General features: G+C 60.6%; 17 protein-coding genes, 1 tRNA gene and 1 pseudogene. 11 read left to right on the top strand and 8 right to left on the bottom strand.

What is annotated here, in order from left to right; all coding sequences use genetic code 11:
- The first annotated feature begins 168 nt into the window (after positions 1 to 168).
- A complete protein-coding gene (locus AOA59_RS21705) occupies positions 169 to 1,131 on the top strand; it encodes an alpha/beta fold hydrolase (RefSeq protein WP_017530053.1) in 963 nt (320 codons plus the stop codon).
- A gap of 331 nt (positions 1,132 to 1,462) precedes the next feature.
- On the opposite strand, the gene AOA59_RS21700 is transcribed toward AOA59_RS21705, so the two are convergent.
- Positions 1,463 to 1,536 (bottom strand) — tRNA-Cys (locus tag AOA59_RS21700).
- A 212-nt stretch (positions 1,537 to 1,748) separates the two neighbouring features.
- Positions 1,749 to 4,031 (bottom strand): acylase, encoded by a 2,283-nt coding sequence (locus AOA59_RS21695; protein ID WP_099489011.1) that lies wholly within the window; start codon positions 4,029 to 4,031, stop codon positions 1,749 to 1,751.
- Between the two features lie 239 nt (positions 4,032 to 4,270).
- Between AOA59_RS21695 and AOA59_RS21690 the strand changes: the two genes are divergently transcribed.
- The gene (locus tag AOA59_RS21690; RefSeq protein WP_069787373.1) at positions 4,271 to 4,648 is read left to right on the top strand and encodes a fe2+ zn2+ uptake regulation protein; all 378 of its coding nucleotides are present in this window, start codon (positions 4,271 to 4,273) and stop codon (positions 4,646 to 4,648) included.
- 27 nt (positions 4,649 to 4,675) lie between these two features.
- On the opposite strand, the gene AOA59_RS21685 is transcribed toward AOA59_RS21690, so the two are convergent.
- Complete coding sequence (locus AOA59_RS21685) at positions 4,676 to 4,870, bottom strand: hypothetical protein (protein ID WP_065931559.1); 195 nt, start codon at positions 4,868 to 4,870, stop codon at positions 4,676 to 4,678.
- A gap of 172 nt (positions 4,871 to 5,042) precedes the next feature.
- Between AOA59_RS21685 and AOA59_RS32690 the strand changes: the two genes are divergently transcribed.
- Positions 5,043 to 5,180 (top strand): hypothetical protein, encoded by a 138-nt coding sequence (locus tag AOA59_RS32690; RefSeq protein WP_162843025.1) that lies wholly within the window; start codon positions 5,043 to 5,045, stop codon positions 5,178 to 5,180.
- A 48-nt stretch (positions 5,181 to 5,228) separates the two neighbouring features.
- On the opposite strand, the gene AOA59_RS21680 is transcribed toward AOA59_RS32690, so the two are convergent.
- From AOA59_RS21680 to AOA59_RS21660, 5 genes are read right to left on the bottom strand one after another with little or no spacing between them, the layout of a single operon-like run.
- Positions 5,229 to 5,990 (bottom strand): ABC transporter permease, encoded by a 762-nt coding sequence (locus tag AOA59_RS21680; protein WP_099489010.1) that lies wholly within the window; start codon positions 5,988 to 5,990, stop codon positions 5,229 to 5,231.
- The gene (locus AOA59_RS21675; protein WP_065931561.1) at positions 5,987 to 7,186 is read right to left on the bottom strand and encodes an ABC transporter substrate-binding protein; all 1,200 of its coding nucleotides are present in this window, start codon (positions 7,184 to 7,186) and stop codon (positions 5,987 to 5,989) included. Before AOA59_RS21675 ends, AOA59_RS21680 begins: the two co-directional genes overlap by 4 nt.
- Positions 7,173 to 7,976, bottom strand: coding sequence for an ABC transporter ATP-binding protein (locus AOA59_RS21670; protein WP_099489009.1), 804 nt, complete (start codon positions 7,974 to 7,976; stop codon positions 7,173 to 7,175). Before AOA59_RS21670 ends, AOA59_RS21675 begins: the two co-directional genes overlap by 14 nt.
- A complete protein-coding gene (locus AOA59_RS21665; protein WP_065931563.1) occupies positions 7,973 to 9,034 on the bottom strand; it encodes an acyl-CoA dehydrogenase family protein in 1,062 nt (353 codons plus the stop codon). The genes AOA59_RS21670 and AOA59_RS21665 overlap by 4 nt, the downstream gene beginning before the upstream one ends.
- A 38-nt stretch (positions 9,035 to 9,072) precedes the next feature.
- Positions 9,073 to 9,633: a carboxymuconolactone decarboxylase family protein gene (locus AOA59_RS21660; protein ID WP_065931564.1), complete on the bottom strand. Its 561-nt coding sequence runs from the start codon at positions 9,631 to 9,633 to the stop codon at positions 9,073 to 9,075.
- Between the two features lie 102 nt (positions 9,634 to 9,735).
- Here AOA59_RS21660 and AOA59_RS21655 point away from each other — a divergent pair, with 102 nt between their 5' ends.
- The 8 genes and pseudogenes from AOA59_RS21655 (at position 9,736) to glgA (ending at position 18,253) form a co-directional block, all read left to right on the top strand.
- The gene (locus tag AOA59_RS21655) at positions 9,736 to 10,647 is read left to right on the top strand and encodes an AraC family transcriptional regulator (RefSeq protein WP_069787371.1); all 912 of its coding nucleotides are present in this window, start codon (positions 9,736 to 9,738) and stop codon (positions 10,645 to 10,647) included.
- A 263-nt stretch (positions 10,648 to 10,910) separates the two neighbouring features.
- Positions 10,911 to 12,044 (top strand): annotated as a pseudogene (locus tag AOA59_RS33575) (cache and HAMP domain-containing protein); the annotation flags it as partial.
- Positions 12,045 to 12,059: 15 nt separating this feature from the next.
- A complete protein-coding gene (locus tag AOA59_RS33570; RefSeq protein ID WP_370589404.1) occupies positions 12,060 to 12,905 on the top strand; it encodes a methyl-accepting chemotaxis protein in 846 nt (281 codons plus the stop codon).
- Positions 12,906 to 12,995: 90 nt separating this feature from the next.
- Positions 12,996 to 13,454 (top strand): SRPBCC family protein, encoded by a 459-nt coding sequence (locus tag AOA59_RS21645; protein WP_099489007.1) that lies wholly within the window; start codon positions 12,996 to 12,998, stop codon positions 13,452 to 13,454.
- Positions 13,455 to 13,631: 177 nt separating this feature from the next.
- Positions 13,632 to 14,075, top strand: coding sequence for a YqaA family protein (locus tag AOA59_RS21640; protein WP_099489006.1), 444 nt, complete (start codon positions 13,632 to 13,634; stop codon positions 14,073 to 14,075).
- A 43-nt stretch (positions 14,076 to 14,118) separates the two neighbouring features.
- Positions 14,119 to 15,135, top strand: a complete 1,017-nt coding sequence (locus AOA59_RS21635) for an alpha/beta fold hydrolase (RefSeq protein WP_065931569.1) — start codon at positions 14,119 to 14,121, stop codon at positions 15,133 to 15,135.
- A gap of 26 nt (positions 15,136 to 15,161) precedes the next feature.
- Entirely contained in the window at positions 15,162 to 16,112 is a 951-nt protein-coding gene (locus tag AOA59_RS21630) for a D-2-hydroxyacid dehydrogenase family protein (RefSeq protein WP_099489005.1), read from the top strand.
- A 584-nt stretch (positions 16,113 to 16,696) separates the two neighbouring features.
- Positions 16,697 to 18,253 carry a glycogen synthase GlgA gene (gene glgA, locus AOA59_RS21625; protein WP_081321457.1) on the top strand — a complete coding sequence of 519 codons (1,557 nt, stop codon included), beginning with the start codon at positions 16,697 to 16,699 and terminating at the stop codon, positions 18,251 to 18,253.
- Positions 18,254 to 18,280: the final 27 nt, after the last annotated feature.

The following is an 18,280-nucleotide window of genomic DNA, read 5'->3' as shown; positions in this document are numbered from 1 at the left end:
GAATATTCCAATATTTGGTAGGGAGATTACCAATGTTCTCAGATTATGTTGGGTTATTGAAACTGGCAATATAGCCATATCAAGTTGGTGCGCCTGAAGCTCGACAAGCCATGAACTCACCGCCTGATAGCCCACTTATCTTTTTCATTCAGTGTCCAAGGAGTTTGCATGAGCATTAAGACTTTGTTAGCCGCCACTGCCCTTAGTGCAGCGCTCGCCAGCGCAGGAGTGGAAGCAGCCGACATTAGCCACCAAAGGGCAAGCGACGTACAACACCATTTTGTAGAGGTAAAAGGGGTCCGCATCTTCTATCGGGAAGCGGGCGACCCATCGGCGCCAACCATCGTGTTGCTTCATGGATTCCCTACCTCATCATTCATGTATCGCGACTTGATGTCGAAGCTAGCGGACCGTTACCACGTGATTGCCCCTGACTTCCCAGGTTTTGGATTCTCGGACAGCCCTGATCGGGCGAAGTACTCATACACGTTCGACAACATCGCCAAAACCATGGACGGATTTACTGAAGCGCTTGCGCTGAATCGCTACGCTCTTCAAGTGTTCGACTACGGTGCGCCTGTAGGCTGGCGGATGGCCGTCGCACACCCCGATAGAATCAGCGCAATCATCAGCCAAAACGGGAATGCTTACGTTGAAGGCCTCAGCGAGGGCTGGAACCCGATTCAACGTTACTGGAACGCTCCCACTGCCGAGAACCGCAACGCATTGCGCGAGCTGCTCAAACCAGAATCAATCAAGTGGCAATACACGCATGGCGTAGCGGACCCTGACAGTATCGCACCTGAAACATACACCTTGGATTACGCGTTCGTTTCGCGACCAGGTAACGATGAAATCCAGCTAGACCTGTTCGCAGACTATGCTACCAACGTGAAGCGCTACCCCGAGTTCCAGGCGTATTTCCGCAAATATCAGCCGCCGATGTTGGCCGTCTGGGGAAAGAACGATCCGTTTTTTCTCCCGGCAGGAGCGAACGCGTTCAAGCGTGATATTCCCAAAGCTGAGGTACATCTCTACGACACCGGGCACTTCGCACTGGAAACACACTTGAACGAGATCAGTGGCGAAATCCACCGTTTCCTAGACCGGAATGTGGTGCAGCAAAAATAAGTCCTGTCGCACTTCTGCAACGGCGGGCCGTGCGCTCGCTGTTGCTGGTCCTCTCTACTCACTCGTTAGCGTGTTGTGTGTTACGTGGCTCAATAGCGCCTAGCTTCGTAGAAACATCCGACTGACTGCTTTTGGCCGTTAGTAGACGCGGAGGCTCCTTAGCCTGGAGCACAATCCCACGCCCAATCGGGGAGAGGCATACCGATAACGGCGTCTTAAATTTCCCGAAAAAAGGTAGGGATGCGGAAGCGATCCGAAAAATTGCGGAAGCGATGACCAAATCGCAGACAATAAAAAACCCCGTAGACGTTAATCTACGGGGCTTTAAGAGTGGAGGCCGAGGTCGGAATCGAACCGGCGTAGGCGGATTTGCAATCCGCTGCATAACCATTTTGCTACTCGGCCTCAAACGATTAACGCCCTGACTGCTGACATTCACCGCATAAAAACTTGAGTGGGCTGTAAAACCCTGCCTCTACTCTAACTCATTGAATACATTGAAGTTTTAAATGCTTCGTTGCGTTCGATGGGCGCCATTATGTACGTATTTGCTTTTACCTGCAACCCCTTGATTTCAAAAATATTTCGTATTGCCATCAAGGGGTTGCGGGCCTGCCCTACTCCTGGATGCGCTGCTGCTGATAGTGCGGGTCGGCCTTGATCTGGGCTTCGGTGAAGGGCAGCGCGCGCAGTTTTTTCTCGGAGAAAGCTTGGGTCTGGTCCTTGGCGTGTTTGGATGCGGGGTTGCTGGATTCGGAGAATGCCAGCACGCCGAGTGCCTGGGGGCCTTGGTCGTCGAAGGTGACGATTTGCAAGTAGCTGGTGCCGCTGACGACTTCGCGTTTGCCGTCGGCGCGGGGCACGGTTTGCATGGCGTTGTAGATGCCCAGTTGTTGCGGGCCGCCGTGGATGGGGGTTTGGCCGCTGACCTGGATGTCGCCCCAGCGGGTGGTGCCCTTGAGTTTACTGACTTCGGCACTGGAGGCCAGCATGGCTTCGCGCAGGGCTTTGGCCACCTCGATGCGGTCGATGGCCAGGCCACGGGGTGTGGTCAACGGCTGCGCCGGGTCGAAAGGCACGCGCCAGGCGTCGGGGATTTGCTGCAGGTGCTCGACCAGGTTGATGAAGTGCACCAGGCCGATGCCGCTGTCGAGGTTGGCGTGCTGGTCCCAGGCTTTCAGGCTGGTGCACAGCGGTTGCAGAGCGGCGGCGTCGGCGCCGAGGTGTTTGGCGCAGAACTCCAGCAGGTCGGGCATGACCTGGCCGGCGAGGTACACCTCGTTGTCCATCACCATGTTTTGCAGGTCGGCCACGCTGATCGGTTGCTTCTCCAGGGATTGCAGGCGTTGCACGGCAAAACGTGCGCGGGGGCCGAGGCCGATGTGGTCCTGGCTGATCACCGGGGAGAAGCCGGTGAGTGGCGCCTTGGGGTTGGCCAGCCACGCCGAGTCGTTGGAGTGTTGCACGTAGTCGGTGCGTTGCAGTTGCGGCAGTTGGTCGGCCGCGAAGATGCCGGGCTGCGCCGCACGCGGGTCAACCTCCCAGGCACAGGCGCTGTGGGCGCCGTCGAGCATGATCATTTGCAGGCCGGCGCGTGGGTCGCTGCATTGCGCCAGTTTGGCGGCGCTGACGTTGGGCACCACCGACAGGTTCATGTACAGGCTTTGGCCCTGGTCGTCGGCGGCCACGGTATTGACCCACGGTATGCCTTGCAGGGTGTGCACCGAGGTTTGCAGTTCTTTAAGGCTGCTGGCGCGGTTCATCGCGTACCACTGCTGCAACACGCGGTCGTTACCCAGGTTGGCGTCGCGCAGGCTGAAAGCGTAGTGGCTGTCCCAGTCGAGTTTGCCGGGCCATTGCACCACCGGGCCGAATTGCGAGCTGTACACCGTATGTGTGACCTCTTTGAGGCTGCCATCGGGCTGTTTGACTTGGACCTTCACCGCACGCTGCTCCATAGCGATGGATTTCCCATCCAGCAGATAACGCGTGGAATCCTTGGGATCGAGGGTGAGCCGATACAGGGTGAAATGCTTGGACGTGTCCACCGTGTGGGTCCAGGCCACATGCTGGTTAAAACCGATATTGATCACCGGCAAACCCGGCAGTGCTGCGCCCATCACGTCCAGTTGGCCCGGGATGGTCAGGTGCATCTCATAAAAACGCATGCCACCGCCCCAGGGGAAATGAGGATTGGCCAGCAGCATGCCACGGCCATTAAACGAACGATCACGGCCCACGGCCACGGCGTTGCTGCCACGGTCGAGGCTGAAGCGTTGCTGATTGGCTGCTGCCAGCTCAAAGGCCTTCACTCCCGGCGGTACAGCGGCAGTGGCGTTAGGCGGCGTGGCGCCGACCAGGGCTTCGGCGAACTGGCCGACACCACCTTCCACCAGCAGCCTGCGCGTCAGCTTGACCAGGTCTTGCGCTACCAGCGGGCGCACCCATGTGGCGTGGCACTGGGTCGGCGCGCCCTGCTCTTTCAGATAACGGTTGTAGCCGGCGACATAGCCTTCGATGCGCTGCTGCATCTGCGGGGTTTGCGCCTTCCAGAATGCGGCAACGGCCTGGGGCGTATTCAGCCACTTGAAAAACACATCACTGGCCAGGTTGTTGCGCTCTTCGAGGGTCGCCTGGTCCGGGCCGAAAAACCGCGCGCGCTCGCCGTTCACCGTGACCACTTCATTGGCCAGCAGGCACAGGTTGTCTTGCGCGTAAGCGTAACCAATACCGTAGCCCAGGCCACGCTCATCATTGGCGCGGATGTGCGGCACGCCGAAGCTGGTGCGACGGATATCTGCAGCAGCCTGTGTCACCTGTTCACGCGCTGAAGCATTCAGGCTCAGCCCCAGCAACAGCCCTGCCACGCACGCCTTGGACAACCGGTTGGAAATAATCACGCAAGCTCCACAGTCAAATTGAACACCCTTACAAGGGGCAACGACCCCACCGTAAGAACGCAGGCAACCGGGAATAATTTAGCCGCTGCGGGTGTTTATTAAACGGCAGTTGAAGTGTGACAAAGCGGATACCGACAAAATTTCTACATCCGGGACTTCATGATTTCGCTCGCTCGTTCGTCTTATTCAAATAAGAGCGCCATCATTTTCCTGATCAGGCTCTGATAAGGAGTTTTTGCATGTACAACCCGCAATCGCCCACGGATGGACATTCACCGGCTGCCGACGCCAATTACGGCGGCAGCGCACAAGCATTCGGCAAAGCGCCGGAGCACGGCAACCAGCGTATCCGCCATTTGCTCAAGTGCTTCGGTTTGCGCACCAGCCTGATCCGGCTGAAGGTCATTGACGCCCTGCTCACCGCCGCCGACAACCAGCGCACACTGGGCGTGCGCGGCGTGCACAGCCATTTGCTGGAGCTGGGCATCCCGCTGTCGTTTCTCAGCGTGCGTGAGGTGCTCAAGCGCCTGTGCAGCGAGGGCGTGATCACCCTCAATGCCGATAAAAGCTACAGCCTCCATGCAGAGGCTGCCAAAGTGCTCGACGGTCGCGCCTGACGCCTTGGCCTGGCGCTCCAGCAGGCATCAGAAGTGAGGTTTGACCTTGCGCCGCATGATGCCGTTGATCACCACCACCACGACGGCAATCGCAATCGCCAGGTACTGGAACGTTTTTTCGCTGATCACGCCGGTGTTCTGCAGATAAGACAGGCCAAACATCGACGCCAGTACTGCCAGGGCGATCAGAATCGAATATTTCAAACGTTGCTTTTGGGTCATGACGGGTTCCTGAACCTTAAGAATGTATCCACTTTGTACCGCCGAGCATGCCAAGCACATACCCGGTTACGGGGATGGCACGGGTTCGGCAGGGTCATATGTTACAGGCGCTGAGAAATTTTGGCTTGTTCCGCGCCGGATTGAACCTGTCGGTACTTTAGAGGATTTGAAAATGCTCCGTCGAATCACATTGCTGATTCCATTGCTGATCATGCTGACCATGAGCGGCTGCTTCTTTTTCCCACGCGGCGGCGGTGGCGGCTGGCACGACCACCGCTACGATGGCGGCCCTGGCTACGAGCGTCGCTGATACCGGGCGCCTCTCGCTTTCCAGGATGGAAGACGAGAGGCGCGCCATTCAACCAGCATGCACCCAGCGCTGATGCAACCACCGCGCACACCCATCCAGCGCAAACCCCAGCAACCCGATCACCACCACCATCGCCATCAACTCCGAATACGCCAGCCGATCGCGGGTGTCGAGGATGTAATAGCCCAGCCCCGCACTGACCCCGAGCATCTCGCACGGCACCAGTACGATCCACAAGATGCCGATGGCCAGGCGCACGCCGGTCAGCACATGCCCGACGACGCCCGGAATGATCACCCGACGCAGGGTTTCCCAGCGCGTGGCGCTCAGGCTTTTACTCAGTTGCAACCAGCGCGGGTCCAACTGGCGTACGCCGGCGGCGGTGTTGAGCATGATCGGCCACACCGCGGCAAACGCCAGCAGGAAGTAGATGGGCTGGTCGCCCACGCCCATCAGCATCACCACAATGGGCATCCAGGACAGTGGCGATATCATCCGCAGAAACTGGAACGCCGGTGTGGTGGCCGCCTCCAGATTGCGCGAACTGCCCACCAGCAGCCCCAATGGCACACCGACCAACAAGGCCAGCAACAGCCCGACGAAAATACGCTTCAAGCTCACGGCGATGTGCAAGTAGAACTCGCTGCGCCCCAGCAATTCCCACAGGCTGCTGGCGGTTGCTGCGAGCGAAAAGCGCGCCGATAAACCCTCGGCTTCGCCAAACACCTTCACGCCCAACCACCACAGCAGCAACAAGCCCGCCAAACCACTCAGCCCCAGACACCAGCCAGGGATTCTGCCGTTGTTCAAACGCCGATCTCCTCGTGCCGTTCATAACCGTCGGGCAAGCCGAAGGTTTTCATGCCGCCCACGGATTCGATGGCATTGCGCACAAAGCGGTCGTCCACCAGGTCCTTGGCCACGAAGGCTGGGTCCAGGTCGGCGAGGAATTTTTTGTCGCCTTCGATCAAGGTGTCCTTCAGGCGTCGCACCAACTCCTCGGTGTAGCTGGGGAATGGGTACGGTTGGAAGTCGATGCGATGCTCGTCCCAATTGGCGTGCCGGATCGCGCCGTCGGCCAGGTACGCGGCACGGTCGGCGGCGGCCGGGGCCAAGACCTTGCTCAACACCGGCTCGGCATGCGGCGTATAGCGGTTGGGGCCGTCCTTGGACAAGAGCTTGACCGCCTCTTCGCGGTTATCACGGGTCCACACCTGCGCCTTGACGATGGCGTTGACCACCTTCTGCGACCACTCCGGGCGGTTGGTCAGGTCATGTTCGTGCATGAACACCACACAGCACGCGTGGTTGCGCCACACATCGCCGGTAAAGCGCTGCACGCGGCCGACCTTGAGGTTCTCTGCCAGGGCGTTGAACGGCTCGGCGACGATATAGCCATCGATGCGCTTGCTGGCCAATGCAGGTGGCATGTCCGACGGCGGCAACACGATCAGGTTGACCTCATTGGCCGCAATCGCAGAGCCGGCGGCACGCGCCACGGGCGTAAGGCCATTGTCGCGGAACAGTTGCTGCACCACCACGTTGTGGATCGAGTACCAGAACGGAATCGCCACCGACTTGCCGCCCAATTGCTTCACATCGGTAATGCCTGGCGACACGGTCAGGCCCGAACCGCCGACATGGTTCCAGGCCACGACCTTGGCCGGTACCTTGCTGCCGTAGCGCGCCCAAACCGTCATCGGCGACAGCAGGTGAATCACGTTGACCTGCCCGGAAATAAACGCCTCGATGACCTGCGCCCAACTGCGCAACAGCACCGGGCGCTCGGCCTTGATGCCTTCGGCCTCGAACAAGCCGTTGTTATGCGCGACCAGCAAGGGCGTGGCGTCGGTGATCGGTAAATAGCCGATGCGCACCGGTGCGTCCGGCTCACTGGCGGCGCGGGCCTGCAGGCTGCTGAGCAACGGCAAGGCACCGGCGGCACTGAGCACCGCCGAGAGTTTGAGAAAGTCACGGCGCGAGTGCGTGAGGTCATCCAGACACATGTGAAAACTCCTGTTGGTCAATGGGGTGGGGTTGAGGGCGGCTCGCCTGCCGTAAGGTTTTCAGAATCTCGATACGCAACGCGCCGATGGCTTCAACCTGCTCTTCGCGCGGTTGCGGCAACTCGATGTGCCATTCGCCCAAGGTCCGCGCCGGGCGGTTGCCCAGTAGCAGGATGCGGTCAGACAGCAGCAGCGCTTCGTCAATATCGTGGGTGATCAACACCGCCGCCGACCCTTGCTCGCGGTTGACCTTGAGCAGCAGGTGCTGCATGTCGGCGCGGGTGACTTCATCCAGTGCGCCAAACGGCTCATCCAGCAGCAACACCTGCGGCTGGCGGGCCAGGCAACGGGCCAACGCGGTGCGCTGGGCCATGCCGCCGGACAACTGCGCTGGAAACTGCTGACGCGCATGTTCCAGGCCGACCGCCGCAATGGCGTGGTCGACGCGCTGGCGGCGCGCCTCAGGGCTCAAGTGCGGCTGACGGGCGAAATCCAGGCCGAAGGCGACGTTCTTTTCCAGGTTCAGCCAGGGCAACAGGCTGGGGTCTTGAAACGCCACGGCCACCCGTGGATGCGGCCCGGCCAGTGGCTCGCCCAGCACTTGCACGCTACCGCCCTGGGGCGCCTGCAAACCGGCAAGCACCCGCAGCAAACTGGATTTACCCACGCCGCTGGGGCCGAGGATCGACACCACTTCACCCGCCTGCACTTGCAAGTCAAAGCCTTGCAACACCGGCCCGCTGGCATAGCCCAGGCAAATGCCCTGGGCGTTCAATACCGCCTGACTCATAGGTTGGCCTGGCGGTGCAGCTCGGTGCGCAGTTGCACCAGGCTGGGCGTCACGATCGGCACAAAGGCCGACTCGCGCCAGCGCCGTGCAAAGCCGCTGCCATGGGCGGTGAGGTAGGCTTTGCCGCCGCTGGCTTGCAGTTCCAACTGCACCGCGCTGGCGGCGGTTTCGGCCAGGGCGATACGCAGTTTGAACAAGGGCACCGGCTCGGCGGCGAAACGCCCGGCGAGCAGGCCGCTTTTCAGTTCCGTGACCAGATGATCCAGGGTTACCCGCAGGGCTTCGAGCTCGTCACGCAGCACCGTACGTGAGGCGCCGAGGTGGTTGGCGACTTCCGCCAGGGAGCGCCGCGCCAGGCCGATGGACATGCCGCACTGCAAGCCCAGGAACGCCGGGCGCACAGCCGGCAGAAACTTGCGCGCATCCTCATGCAGCAACCAGTCGCGGCTCAGCTCCACGCCTTCCAGGCCCAGGGCCGCCGTGTTGCTCGATTGCAGGCCCATCAGTTCCAGGTCACGCGAACGCTGCAGGCCTGCGACCGAATCCGGGATCGCCAGGATAAACGGCGCGCCACCGCCGGCATGCTCGATCGCCGCCGCCGCGACGAAACCGTTCTTGCGCAGGTTAGTCACCCAGTGCAGGCGACCGTTGAGGGTCCAGCCATCATCGGTCGGCTGCGCGCTGATTTGCAGGGTTTCGATGCCGGACAAAAACTTCATGGCGTTCGACAGCCCGGTGGCCCCGGCCAGCTTGCCGCTGAGCAAGTCCGGCAGCAGTTGCTCGCGCAACCGCTCGTTCGGGCTCTGCAACAAATATTCGATAAAAGAGCGCTGGCCCCAACACACAAACGCCGCCGCCAGGGAATGGCTGGCCACATTGGCGATGGCTTCCACCGCGCCGGTCACATCACCGCCCAGCCCGCCCAGCGCCTTGGGCACGCCGATGCTTAATACATTTGACTCTGCCAGCCGTGGCAGCACTTCCTGTGGATCGCAACTGCCCACATCCAGGGCCTGCGCTTGAACATCGAGCCAACGGCTCAAGATTGGGTCAAGCATTCAATTCTCCTTTTCACAGCAGGTGGACCATCGCCGATTCAGCTTGCCGGTTTTTCCCAACGGTACTGCGCCAGTTCCGGGTTCAGCGGGGTACGGGCAAACACGTTAGCGAAGTTGCACAGGGTTGCCAGGCTGACGCCCAAAATAACTTCCAGCGCCTGGCCATCGGTATAGCCGGCGGCGCGGAACGCTTCAAAACCCGCGTCGCTGACATCGCCACGGGTGGCGATCACTTCGCGGGTGAAGGCGGCGAGTGTCTCATAACGGGCGTTGGGCAATTCACCGCGCTGGCGCAAGGCGTCAATCACGTCTTCGGGCAGCTTGGCTTTATTGCGCGCCACGGCGGTGTGGCCGGCCACACAGAAATCGCAGCCGTGGGTGGTGGCGGCAATCAACTGCACCACTTCGCGGTCGGCCAGGCTCAGCTGCGACTTGGCGTTGAGCCCGGACACGGTGATGTAGGTTTCCAGCGCCGCCGGTGCATTGGCCAACACGGCGAGCAGGTTAGGGATGAAACCCGAGGCTTTGAGGGCGTTTTCCAGGAAGGGCTTGGCCGCTTCCGGGGCGGTTTCAGGGGTGAGCAACGGTACACGGGACATGGAATGGTCTCCTGATGGGTTCTTCACCTAAGTCTGTTGGTTATAAAAAAACGCCTCAATAGGCTAAAGTAGCGATTACTTGCTCTAGAGTCTTTCCGTTAGATGAATTCGTCCAGTGCACTCGTTGATTGGTTATTAGACAGCCTCGAACTCAACACCAGCCTGTTCCATGTCGGCCGCTATTGCGGCGCGTGGCATGCCAGCACCCATGGCCTGGCCAGCGCGAGTTTCCATCTGATTGTGCAGGGCCAATGCTGGTTGCATATTGACGGCGAACCCCTTCCCCAACACCTGAATAATGGTGATGCGGTGTTTCTGCTGCGTGACCTCGAGTATCGGTTGTCTGGCGAGGCGACGGCCGCTGCCGCGCAGCAATGCCCGCGCCGACCGATGCTGGCACTGGACAGCAACGCCGACGATGGCGTCGGCCTGGTCTGCGGTTTTTTTCACTTCCATTCCGGTTTGTCGGCAATGATCGTCGACGGCTTGCCCGCCTGGATCATCCTGCGCGCCGGCGACCCATCGCTGACCGCTGCGCGCAACCTCTTCGAATTGATCCTGCAAGAGTGCGAGCGCGTCCCGGCGCCCTCCTCGGCACTGCTCGAACGTCTGTGCCATTTGTTGTTTCTTTATGTGTTGCGTCAGCAGGTCATCGATAACCCCGAACTGGGCGGTTTGGCAGCGCTGGGCCGGCAACCGGCGTTCTCCGAACTGTTGGAGCAATTGATCGCCCGCCCGGCAGACCCATGGACCCTGGAAAGCATGGCCGCCTGCACCGGCTTGTCGCGCTCGGCGTTCTTCAAACGCTTCAGCGAGTTGTGCGGGCAATCGCCGGGGCATGTGCTGTTGATGATGCGCATGCGCCATGCATGCCGTCTGTTCAAGGAAAACATGACCGTGGCCGATGTGTCGCTGGCCGTGGGTTATCAGTCGGTGGCGGCGTTTACTCGGGCGTTCCACAAGACCACCGGCCAGCAGCCTGGGGCTTATCGCAAAGGGCAATTGCAGAGGTGACGCTGAAGCCACTGAGCGGCGCCATTGCTGGGAACCCCTTTATCCGGAAGCGCCACGTAAGAGCAGTCCTGGCATCTTGTCAGGTGTCTACTTCGCTCAATCGTATGGACGCCCTCCTGTTCAACTCAAGCACCCGCAAGGCCGCCGTCAATTACCTGGCCACTTTGCACCATCGTACCTAAAGCTCCAGCGCACCTAGCCGATAGCCCTACGAAGCTCTAACAAAGCCGCGTCGATAATAACGCTTCGTAAGGACGACCCCCATGCCTCCACTGCGCTCCATCCAAACCCGCTACACCCTGTTTCTGGTGCTGTTCGTCCTGCTGATATTGGTGTTAACCGTCGTCGGTATCGGCCAGTTGGTGGCCCCCACGCTGCGCCATACCGAAGAACAGGTGGTGCTCAACCGCGTCGCCGAAGTGGCTGAGCGCATTCAGGGCGAACTGAACAAGGTTCAAGCCCAGCAACGCAGCATCACCCAAACCATTCCCCTGCTCGACAGCGATGCCATCGACAAGGTGCTGCCCGGCCTGGTGGACCAGTATGGCGAGCTGAAAGTCTTCGGCGGCGGTATCTGGCCGCTGCCCAACCAGCGCGCGCCTGGGCGCAACAAGTTCAGCACCTTCTGGCACCGCGATGCTTCGGGCAAGTTGGCGGTCAACACGTTCTGGAACAGCGACGCTGCGCCCAACTACTACGACCAGAGCTGGTACAAAGGCGGCCTCGCCTCGCCACGCGGCCAGTGCGCCTGGGCCGCCGCCTACAAGGACGACGCCAGTCAGGAGCCACGCACCAACTGTGCCATGGCCATTCAGCGCGATGGCGCAGCCTATGGCGTGGCCACCATTGACGTCACCCTGGGGTTCTTCAATGAGCTGGTGGCCAGCAAGGAAAAAGACATCGGCGGCCAGATGCTGATCGTCGAAGGCGACGGCAAGATCATCAGCAACAGTTCGCGCTTCAGCGGCCCGGTGGTGTTGAAGAACATCAGCGAACTGGTCGGCACCTCGGCGTTTGCCGCCCAGGTGAGTAAAGCACTGGCCCACCGCGACCAAGGGCTTGTACGCGCCGAGTTCGACAACCAGGGCGTGGCCAGCACCTTCTACCTGCGCCCGATCGAGGGCACGCCGTGGTTCCTCGCCACCGCCCTGCCCACCTCGTTGATCACCGCCCAGCGTGATGACGTACTCGGCAGCCTGGCCCTGATACAAATCCCCATGGTGTTGCTGCTGGTGCTGCTGGCCGCTTATGCGATCCGCCAACTGGTGCAGCGCATGAAGTCGTTGAAGACCAATATCGATGCCTTGTCCGCCGGCGATGCCGACCTGACGCGGCGCATCACCATTCGCGCCGAAGACGAACTGGGCGCCATCGGCCATTCGGTCAACCACTTTATCGTCTACTTGCAGAACATGATTGGTGAAGTGACCCAGGCCACGGGCGCCATGTCGTCGAGCCTGGCGCAACTGCAGCAGACATCGGCCCACACCAACCAGATCCTGGTGCGCCACGCCTCGGAGACCGACCAGACCGTCACCGCCATCACGCAAATGAGCTCGACTGCCGACACCGTGGCGCAAAACGCGGCGGAAACCGCCTCGTTCACCCAACGCGCCAACGAACACGCCGACCGTTCCCGCGTGGTGGTGGGCGAAGCGTCCACCAGTGTCAGCGCATTGATCGGCGAAGTCGCCAGCGCCACCCACACCGTGGAGGCCATGCGCCAGGACGCTGCACGCATCACCGAGACCCTCGGGGTGATCGGCGCGATCGCCGGCCAGACCAACCTGCTGGCCCTCAACGCGGCGATTGAAGCGGCGCGGGCCGGCGAGCAAGGCCGTGGTTTTGCGGTGGTGGCCGATGAAGTGCGGGCGCTGGCGGCACGCACCCAGGCCAGCACCTCGCAGATCAACGAGATGCTCGCGCGCCTGACCACCGGCGTGAGTTCGTCGGTGGCGGCCATGGAAAACACCCAGGCCAGTTGCCAGTCAGCGGCCGACGCCACGGCACGGGTGAACACCGGGCTGGACGAGATGGCCGGCTCCGTCAGCCATATCAATAACCTCAGCACCCAGATCGCCACGGCGGCCGAGCAGCAAAGCGCGGTGACCGAGGAGATCAACCGCAGCATGGTGCAGATCCGACAGATGGTCGATGAGTTGGTAGAAAGTGGCCACGCCACGCAAACCAACACCCAGAGCCTGTTGGATGCCAATGGCCGGGTCATTGCGTTGATGGGCCGCTTCAAGGTGCGCTGATAAAAGACTGAGACACTCCCGTGCAATGCGCGGGAGTGGGGCTATTCTGACAGTTCTCAGGACAAACTCTCGCCACACAGGAGGTGTGTCATGCATGCAACTGAGCATTCGGTCCGCTTGGAGCGGATCAGTCAGGAGCGCTTCATCCAGGCACCTATCGAGGTCATCTACGACTACGTGACCCAGCCGGATCGCTGGCACGAGTGGCACCCCACCTCCCTGAGTGCCGACACCGGCACCACCGGCTCACTGGCGGCCGGCACGCGCTTTACCGAAATCATCGACCTGCTGGGCGTGCGCGTTCCCTTGAGCTATCGCGTGCAGATCGCCCGCTGCCCCAGTGAATTCAAAACCGTGTTCACCTCCCTGGCGGTAGACGGTTCGATTCACTACTTCCTGCAACCCCATCGTGGCGGCACGCTGTTCAAACGGGTGCTCACCTACGAGACCGAGTTGCAACTGGCCACCTTGCACGCGCGCATGGTCGAGCTGTCGGCCATTGCCCTGGATCAGCTCAAAAACCGCCTTGAAAACGCGGCTTTCGTATAATTTAGATACATTACTGACGCCCTATCACCCTGTGGGAGCTGGCTTGCCTGGGATGACGTCGTCATGATCGCCGCAAAATCCCGACGCCGTCCTCTTGCCCACGAGACCCGCATGAAAATCCCCTTGCCACTGGCCTTACTCTGCGCCCTGTTCACCACCACCCTGGCCCACTGATTGATGTTCGCCGGTTACTTGGGGCTGTTTTTCGCCGCCTTCGGCGCAGCCACCCTGCTACCGCTGCAATCGGAAGCCGTGCTGGTAGGCCTGCTGCTCAGCGGGCACTACAGCCTGTGGCTGCTGCTGGGTATTGCGACCTTGGGCAATGTGCTGGGGTCGGTGGTTAATTGGTGGCTGGGGTTTTCGATTGAACGCTTCAAGGGACGGCGCTGGTTTCCGGTCGGTCCCAAGCATCTGGAAAAAGTCCGTCGCAATTATCAGCGCTGGGGATACTGGACATTGTTGCTCAGTTGGGTGCCGATCATCGGTGACCCCTTGACCTTGGTCGCTGGTGTGATGCGCGAACCGCTGTGGCGGTTTTTGCTGCTGGTCACCCTGGCCAAGAGCCTGCGCTATGGCGTACTGGCGGCGCTGACCTTGCAGTGGGTGTTAATCCCCACTTAATCCCCTCGCAACAGCATCCGGGCATTCCCATCGGAGCCCTTCCATGTCTCTCATTCGCGCCTTCTGCATCGCCGGCCTGCTGACGGCAAGCGCCACTCCCGCCCTCGCCGCTACGGCCCTCGCCACTGCCTATGGCCCCGAGCTGCAAGGCTTTCAATACCCTTACCCGGTCGAACATTTCAGTTTCCAGTCCCAAGGCAAAACCCTGCAAATGGGTTATATGGACGTGCCCGCCAAGGGCCGTGCCAATGGCCGCAGCGTGGTGTTGATGCACGGCAAGAACTTCTGCGGCGCGACCTGGGAAGATTCGATCAAGGCCTTGAGCGCAGCGGGTTACCGCGTGATCGCGCCGGACCAGATCGGGTTTTGCACCTCCAGCAAACCCGACCACTACCAGTACAGCTTCCAGCAGCTGGCGATCAACACCCATCAACTGCTGGAAAAACTCGGCATTCAAAAGGCCACCCTCATCGGCCATTCCACCGGCGGCATGCTCGCCACCCGTTATGCACTGCTGTATCCGCAACAAACCGAGCAGTTGGCGCTGGTCAATCCCATCGGCCTGGAAGACTGGAAAGCCTTGGGCGTGCCCTATCGCAGCGTCGACCAATGGTACGAGCGCGAGCTGAAACTCAGCGCCGACGGCATTCGCCAGTATGAACTCAACACTTACTACGTCGGGCGCTGGAAGCCGGAATACGAGCGTTGGGTCGACATGCTTGCCGGCCTGAATAAAGGCCCCGGCCACACCCAGGTCGCATGGAACTCGGCGCTGATATACGACATGATCTTCACCCAGCCGGTGTACTACGAGTTCAAGGATTTGCAGATGCCCACGCTGCTGCTGATCGGCACCGCCGACACCACCGCCATCGGCAGCGATATCGCGCCGCCGGCGGTCAAGGCCAGGCTCGGTCACTACGACGTGCTGGGCAAACAGGCGGCCAAGCTGATCCCCCATGCGACCCTGGTGGAATTCCCGGGCCTGGGCCATGCACCGCAGATGGAAGAACCGGCGCAGTTTCATCAGGCACTGTTGCAGGGGTTGAACGCCCTTTAATCCAACCTTTTTCGAGGCACTCGTGAATGTCGGTACAGATCGCAGTCATTGATGATTGGCAAAATGTAGCCAGTAGTGTGGTGGATTGGTCGGCACTGGCGGCGGTGGGCCAGGTGCACTTTCTGCACGATTACCCCGCCGATACCGCCACGATGGTTGAACGTTTGCAGGGGTTCGACGTGATTTGCCTGATGCGCGAGCGCTCGACCTTCGATCAGGCCCTGTTGCAAGGCCTGCCCAAGCTGAAACTGCTGGTGACCGGCGGCATGCGCAACGCGGCCATCGACATTGCCGCCGCTAAAGCCCTGGGCATCCAGGTGTGCGGCACCGACAGCTACAAGCAAGCGGCGCCGGAATTGACCTGGGCGCTGATCATGGCCTCGACCCGCAACCTGCTGGCCGAAGCCAACTCACTGCGCGCCGGCGGTTGGCAAATCGGGCTGGGCGGCGACCTGTATGGCAAAACCCTGGGGGTTCTCGGGCTGGGCAGCATCGGCCAGAAAGTCGCGCAGTTTGGCCGGGCATTCGGCATGCGCGTGATTGCCTGGAGCGAGAACCTCACGCCGGAGCGCGCCGCCGAGGTGGGTGTGAGCTGGGTCAGCAAGCGTGAGTTGTTTGAACAGGCGGATATTCTGAGCGTGCACCTGGTGCTCAGCGAGCGCAGTCGCGGCCTGGTAGATGCCCAGGCGTTGAGCTGGATGAAGGCCAGTGCGCGTTTGGTCAATACATCACGTGGGCCGATTGTGGATGAACAGGCGCTGATCGAGGCGTTAACAGCTAGGCGACTGGCGGGGGCAGCGCTGGATGTGTATAGCGAAGAGCCACTACCGGTTGATCATCCCTTCCGGCGTCTGCCGAACGTGTTGGCCACGCCCCATGTCGGGTATGTGAGTGAACAGAATTATCGGCAGTTTTATCAGCAGATGATCGAAGACATTCAAGCCTGGGCCAGCGGGACGCCGATTCGCAGCCTGTAAGCGGTATGGCAAGCAGGCCTGTTGTGGCAAGCAGGCCATTGTGGCGAGCAGGCTTGCCCTGCGTTGGGTTGCGCAGCAGCCCCATAATGAACACACCCCATCTATCTGACGCACCGAGTGGGCCATTTGGGAGCGCTGCGCGCTCCAACGCAGGGCAAGCCTGCTCGCCACAACAAACCTGCTCACAACATCTAGGCAATTCGCCACCATCCCTCAGCCGTTCTCGCAAAATCACAGCAATTGCGAACTGTGCATATGGTTACAAGTTTTTTGTCCTACAAAAAACGCCTATAAACCATACGGGCTCTGGGATCTGTCCTAGACTCATGACCGATGGGTCCGTTCCAAAACAAAAACCCCGCAAAAAATCGAAACTTTACAACTCTGCCACAGGTCAAGTTTTTAAGGGAGGCGAGCGCAGGCGATTCAGCCGAATGCCCGTCCATCCACTCTTTTTTCGCAATGAGTGCAACTGGCATACGCCTTGCCAGTTTGTACTGTGCTTGTGCGCCTGGCCGCAGGATGTGGCCAATCGGAGCCGATGGCAGCGGGCCATCAGCCGACCCAATATGTAGGAGAGAACGATGATCAGTGCTGCAGTCGATACTCAGGGAGAGCGTTTTAGTCAGCCGGCAGGGGGACCGACTTCGTTGGCCGACCTGCCCAACACTGTGCGGCCGATCGTGAGTCAGAACCCTAATCGCAAGAAAGTCCTGTTTGTGACGTCCGAATTCGCCGACCTGGTGAAAACCGGCGGCCTGGGCGACGTCTCCGCCGCCCTGCCCCGTGCCATGGCGCACCTGCATGATGTGCGCGTGCTGATCCCCGGCTACCCGCAGGTGATGGAAAGCGACAACCCGATCCATATCATCGGCGAACTGGGCGGCCACGCGGCGCTGCCGCCGTGCAAGATCGGGCGCATGGACCTCAAGGATGGCCTGGTCATCTATGTGCTGATCTGCCCCGAGCTCTACGAGCGTGAAGGCACGCCGTACGGCGCCAACAACGGCCGCGACTGGCCGGACAACCATATTCGCTTCGCCCGCCTGGGCCTGGCCGCCGCCGACATGGCCGCCAACCTCGCACAAATCCACTGGTGCCCGGACCTGGTGCACGCCCACGACTGGCCCGCAGGCCTGGCGCCGGCTTATATGCACTGGCGCGGGTCGCGCACCCCCACGCTGTTCACCATTCATAACCTCGCCTACCAGGGTGTGGTCAGCCTGGCCTCGACCCCTGAGTTGGGCATTCCACCCCACGCCCTGCAACAGGAAGGCATGGAGTTCTACGGCAAGATGTCGTTCCTCAAGGCGGGCATGGCGTATTCCAGCCATATCACCACCGTGAGTGCGACCTACGCCCAGGAAATCACTACGCCGGAATTCGGCTGTGGCCTCGATGGCTTCCTCGCCAGCAAGACCCAGCAAGGCCTGCTCAGTGGGATCCCCAACGGCATCGATGAAAGCTGGGAAACCTCAACCGACACGCACCTGACCCATAACTTCAATATCGGCGATTGGGAAGGCAAGGCGGTCAACGCCGCCCATGTACGTGAACTGTTTGGCCTGCACGACTCCACCGGCCCGCTGTTCGCGGTGGTCTCGCGGCTGGTGTACCAGAAAGGCCTGGACCTGACCGAAGCGGTCAGTCGTTACATCGTTGAAAACGGCGGCCAGATCGCGATTATCGGCCGCGGCGAGCCGGAAGAAGAACATGCCATGCGCGAACTGGCCCTGCGCTTTCCGGGCCAGGTGGGTGTGCGCATCGGCTTCAATGAAACCGATGCACGGCGCATGTTCGCCGGCAGCGATTTCCTGCTGATGCCGTCGCGCTACGAGCCGTGTGGTCTGAGCCAGATGTACGCCCAGCGTTTCGGCTCGCTGCCGGTGGCGCGCAATACCGGCGGCCTGGCGGACACCATCGAAAATGGCGTCACCGGCTTTCTGTTCAATGAGTCCACCGTCGAGAGCTATGAAGAAGCGCTGAGCCGCGCGTTCAGGGTATTTGCCAATAAAGGCCTGCTTAACGCCATGCGCAGCCGCGCCATGACCCAGCCGTTCAACTGGAGCCAGGCGGTGGAACCCTACGCTGAACTGTATGAACAGCTGGTGGCCAAGGCCTTGGGGAAACCCACGAAGTAATTTTTAGTTGTTGTTTTAAAAAAAGGG

Source organism: Pseudomonas sp. 2822-15 (genome assembly GCF_002742515.1).
Taxonomy (GTDB): domain Bacteria; phylum Pseudomonadota; class Gammaproteobacteria; order Pseudomonadales; family Pseudomonadaceae; genus Aquipseudomonas; species Aquipseudomonas salomonii.
Note: the sequence above shows the minus strand (reverse complement) of the source record. Positions and strands in the feature narration are given on the sequence as shown.

What these genes read in the sequence shown, in the direction of transcription:
- AOA59_RS32690 (WP_162843025.1), top strand. Translation starts at nt 5,043, where the DNA reads ATGCTCCGTCGAATCACATTGCTGATTCCATTGCTGATCATGCTGACC.
- AOA59_RS21660 (WP_065931564.1), bottom strand. Translation starts at nt 9,633, where the DNA reads ATGTCCCGTGTACCGTTGCTCACCCCTGAAACCGCCCCGGAAGCGGCC.
- AOA59_RS21685 (WP_065931559.1), bottom strand. Translation starts at nt 4,870, where the DNA reads ATGACCCAAAAGCAACGTTTGAAATATTCGATTCTGATCGCCCTGGCA.
- AOA59_RS21690 (WP_069787373.1), top strand. Translation starts at nt 4,271, where the DNA reads ATGTACAACCCGCAATCGCCCACGGATGGACATTCACCGGCTGCCGAC.
- AOA59_RS21645 (WP_099489007.1), top strand. Translation starts at nt 12,996, where the DNA reads ATGCATGCAACTGAGCATTCGGTCCGCTTGGAGCGGATCAGTCAGGAG.
- AOA59_RS21665 (WP_065931563.1), bottom strand. Translation starts at nt 9,034, where the DNA reads ATGCTTGACCCAATCTTGAGCCGTTGGCTCGATGTTCAAGCGCAGGCC.
- AOA59_RS21635 (WP_065931569.1), top strand. Translation starts at nt 14,119, where the DNA reads ATGTCTCTCATTCGCGCCTTCTGCATCGCCGGCCTGCTGACGGCAAGC.
- AOA59_RS21670 (WP_099489009.1), bottom strand. Translation starts at nt 7,976, where the DNA reads ATGAGTCAGGCGGTATTGAACGCCCAGGGCATTTGCCTGGGCTATGCC.
- AOA59_RS21705 (WP_017530053.1), top strand. Translation starts at nt 169, where the DNA reads ATGAGCATTAAGACTTTGTTAGCCGCCACTGCCCTTAGTGCAGCGCTC.
- AOA59_RS21675 (WP_065931561.1), bottom strand. Translation starts at nt 7,186, where the DNA reads ATGTGTCTGGATGACCTCACGCACTCGCGCCGTGACTTTCTCAAACTC.
- AOA59_RS21640 (WP_099489006.1), top strand. Translation starts at nt 13,632, where the DNA reads ATGTTCGCCGGTTACTTGGGGCTGTTTTTCGCCGCCTTCGGCGCAGCC.
- AOA59_RS21655 (WP_069787371.1), top strand. Translation starts at nt 9,736, where the DNA reads ATGAATTCGTCCAGTGCACTCGTTGATTGGTTATTAGACAGCCTCGAA.
- AOA59_RS21630 (WP_099489005.1), top strand. Translation starts at nt 15,162, where the DNA reads ATGTCGGTACAGATCGCAGTCATTGATGATTGGCAAAATGTAGCCAGT.
- AOA59_RS33570 (WP_370589404.1), top strand. Translation starts at nt 12,060, where the DNA reads ATGATTGGTGAAGTGACCCAGGCCACGGGCGCCATGTCGTCGAGCCTG.
- glgA (WP_081321457.1), top strand. Translation starts at nt 16,697, where the DNA reads ATGATCAGTGCTGCAGTCGATACTCAGGGAGAGCGTTTTAGTCAGCCG.